The organism is Gammaproteobacteria bacterium, assembly GCA_003696665.1.
Lineage (GTDB): Bacteria > Pseudomonadota > Gammaproteobacteria > Enterobacterales.
The window spans coordinates 1-2298 of sequence record RFGJ01000183.1 but is presented as its reverse complement, the minus strand read 5'-3'; the positions used below and the strand labels follow the sequence as shown (position 1 = coordinate 2298).

The 2298-nt window shown below is 49.0% G+C and carries 2 protein-coding genes; one reads left to right on the top strand and one right to left on the bottom strand.

What is annotated here, in order from left to right; genetic code table 11:
- Window positions 1-794: HlyD family efflux transporter periplasmic adaptor subunit (locus tag D6694_05365; protein RMH44886.1), on the bottom strand; the 794-nt coding region annotated here is incomplete at its 3' end.
- A 233-nt stretch (window positions 795-1027) separates the two neighbouring features.
- Between D6694_05365 and D6694_05360 the strand changes: the two genes are divergently transcribed.
- A partial coding sequence (locus tag D6694_05360; GenBank protein ID RMH44885.1) for an amino acid permease occupies window positions 1028-2298 on the top strand: 1271 nt, incomplete at its 3' end.

The window sequence follows — 2298 nt, the reverse complement described above, 5'->3', positions numbered from 1 at the left end:
CCAATGTGAAAATTGGCCCGCTGCTTTTCTGGAATATAAAACCGAACTTTAATGCGTTTCTCTGATAATAATGCAAGCACAGGCGTTCCCGCGCCAACCACCTCGCCGGGATAGTAGAAAACTTCTTCAACACGAGCATCTTCGGGAGACTTAAGTGTGCGTTCTGACCGTTGCCACTGAGCCAGCAATTTTGAAAACTTGGCGGCCTTCACACGAGCCAAGGCCGCGGCTTGTTGGTCATCTCTTGCGCCAAGTTCGGCGACTTTACGTTTGGCTTGCAAGGCTTTCAGATGGGCACTGGCAACCTTTAGGCGTTGCGTGATTTCATCCAACATTTCTTTCGGCGCAAGTCCCTGGTCGACCAATTTCTGCCACCGGACCTTTTGACTTTTCTCGAATTTGAGTTTGGCCTTAGCCTCTTCTATTTCGGCTTCAATGGCAGCGATTTCTTCGGGGCGTGCCCCCTTGACAAGATCATGATAAGTGGACTCGTTGGCTTGTTCTTCTGCTTCAGCACGCTGCTCTAAATATTGCTCAGCGGTATCGTCAAGTGCAACAAGGGGTTGGCCGGCGGTCACGTGGTCGCCGGGTTTCACCATGACCTGCGTAATTTTTCCTGCGTTCGTGGCACTCACATAGAGCCAGTCGGCCGTCACATAGCCGGAAAAAACTTTAGACGCCTTATTGTCTGGTGTGCATGCGGTCGTCGCGATAAACAACAGGACTGGTAAAATCCGCCACAGCGGTATGAAGCGCGAATATGGCTGTCGAAGTTCTCTGCTAGAGGAGTTCATTTTACGAGCTTAAAGTAATATTTGGCTATCTATCATAGCCAGATAATCCGGTTTTCGTCACGAAGACTTGAATTAAATTAGCAAATCATATTTTGACTCTTAATGAATTAGAGCCATCAAGGCTTGCTTGAATGTATGAGGGTTCCGAGCTTTTGTTATTTGCCGCTTGCTTTTTCCAACCAAAGCCCATACAAATGCTTCACTGTAAGAACAATGATACGTGATGATTATCTATGCGCGATAAAACCCATCGAATTCATCGTCCACGCGGCCGGGCCTTAGGGGTTACCGAACTGGTTGCCATTGCGCTTGGCGGGATGATAGGGGGCGGTATTTTCAGCATTCTGGGGGTGAGTGTCTCAATGGTTGGCAGTTATGCGGTGCTGGCCATTGCGATAGGCGGTGGGTTGGCGCTGCTGGCCGGCTATTCCTACGCTAAATTGGGTGTGCATTTTCAGGATGAAGGAGGTAGCTATGCCTTTGCGAGAAAAGCTTTTCCGAATCACCCGATAGTTGCCGGTTTGATCGGTTGGTGGGTGACTTTTGGCTATGTTTCAACGTTAGCACTCTATGCTTATACGTTTGCGTCCTATTTGGTCGGTGGTCTGGGGTATGAAGGTGGCGAATCTGTGCGCATATTTGCCGCACTCGCCATTTTGGTGTTTTTTGTTGCCGTCAATCTTTGGAGTGTGCGCGGCATGGGCAAACTCGAAGATTTGATGGTGTACATCAAGCTATTTGTCTTGGCAGGTATTTCGGTACTGTTGGTTTTTTATGGAAAGGACAATGCTGCGCCCGCCGTTGCTGAGGCCGACCATTTTCCCGGTCTCGTAAACTTGTTGATGGCCACCAGTTTGACTTTTGTGGCCTATGAAGGATTTCAATTAGTGATTAATGCTGTGCAGGAAATCGATAAGCCAAGCTCACAAATTCCGCTGGCAATTTATTTGGCCATTTTGGTCGCAACCGGCATCTATGTGCTGATTGCCTATGCGGCCATCAACGCTATCGATGTCAAGGTGTTGGTTGAACATCAAGAATATGCTTTGGCGGCAGGCGCAAGAGACATTGTTGGCAAATGGGGAGAGGCGTTAGTCATCGCTGGGGCGTTACTGGCCACGGCAAGCGCCATTTCCGGTACGATGTTTGGTGCCAGTCGACAAATGGCGGAAATTGCAAAAGATGGTTTTATGCCAAGATTCTTTGCAAAGCGAGTCAGAGGAACCATTCCGCAGCGGGCAGTCTTGCTGATGGGAGGATTAGCCGCGGTCATGGTGATTGGCGGGACATTGCGCCTCATTCTTGAATTCGGCAGTGTCACGTTTCTATTGGTTTCTCTGGCGGTGGCGGTAATGAATTATCGGCTGAGTGGCGAAACTCAGGCCAGCGCAATCTTGTCTACCCTCGCTATTGGCGGACTGGGGCTTGCGACAATATTGATTTTGTGGTTCGAATGGCAGCACAAACCAGAACAGTTGTTATTCATTCTTATGATTTATTTGCT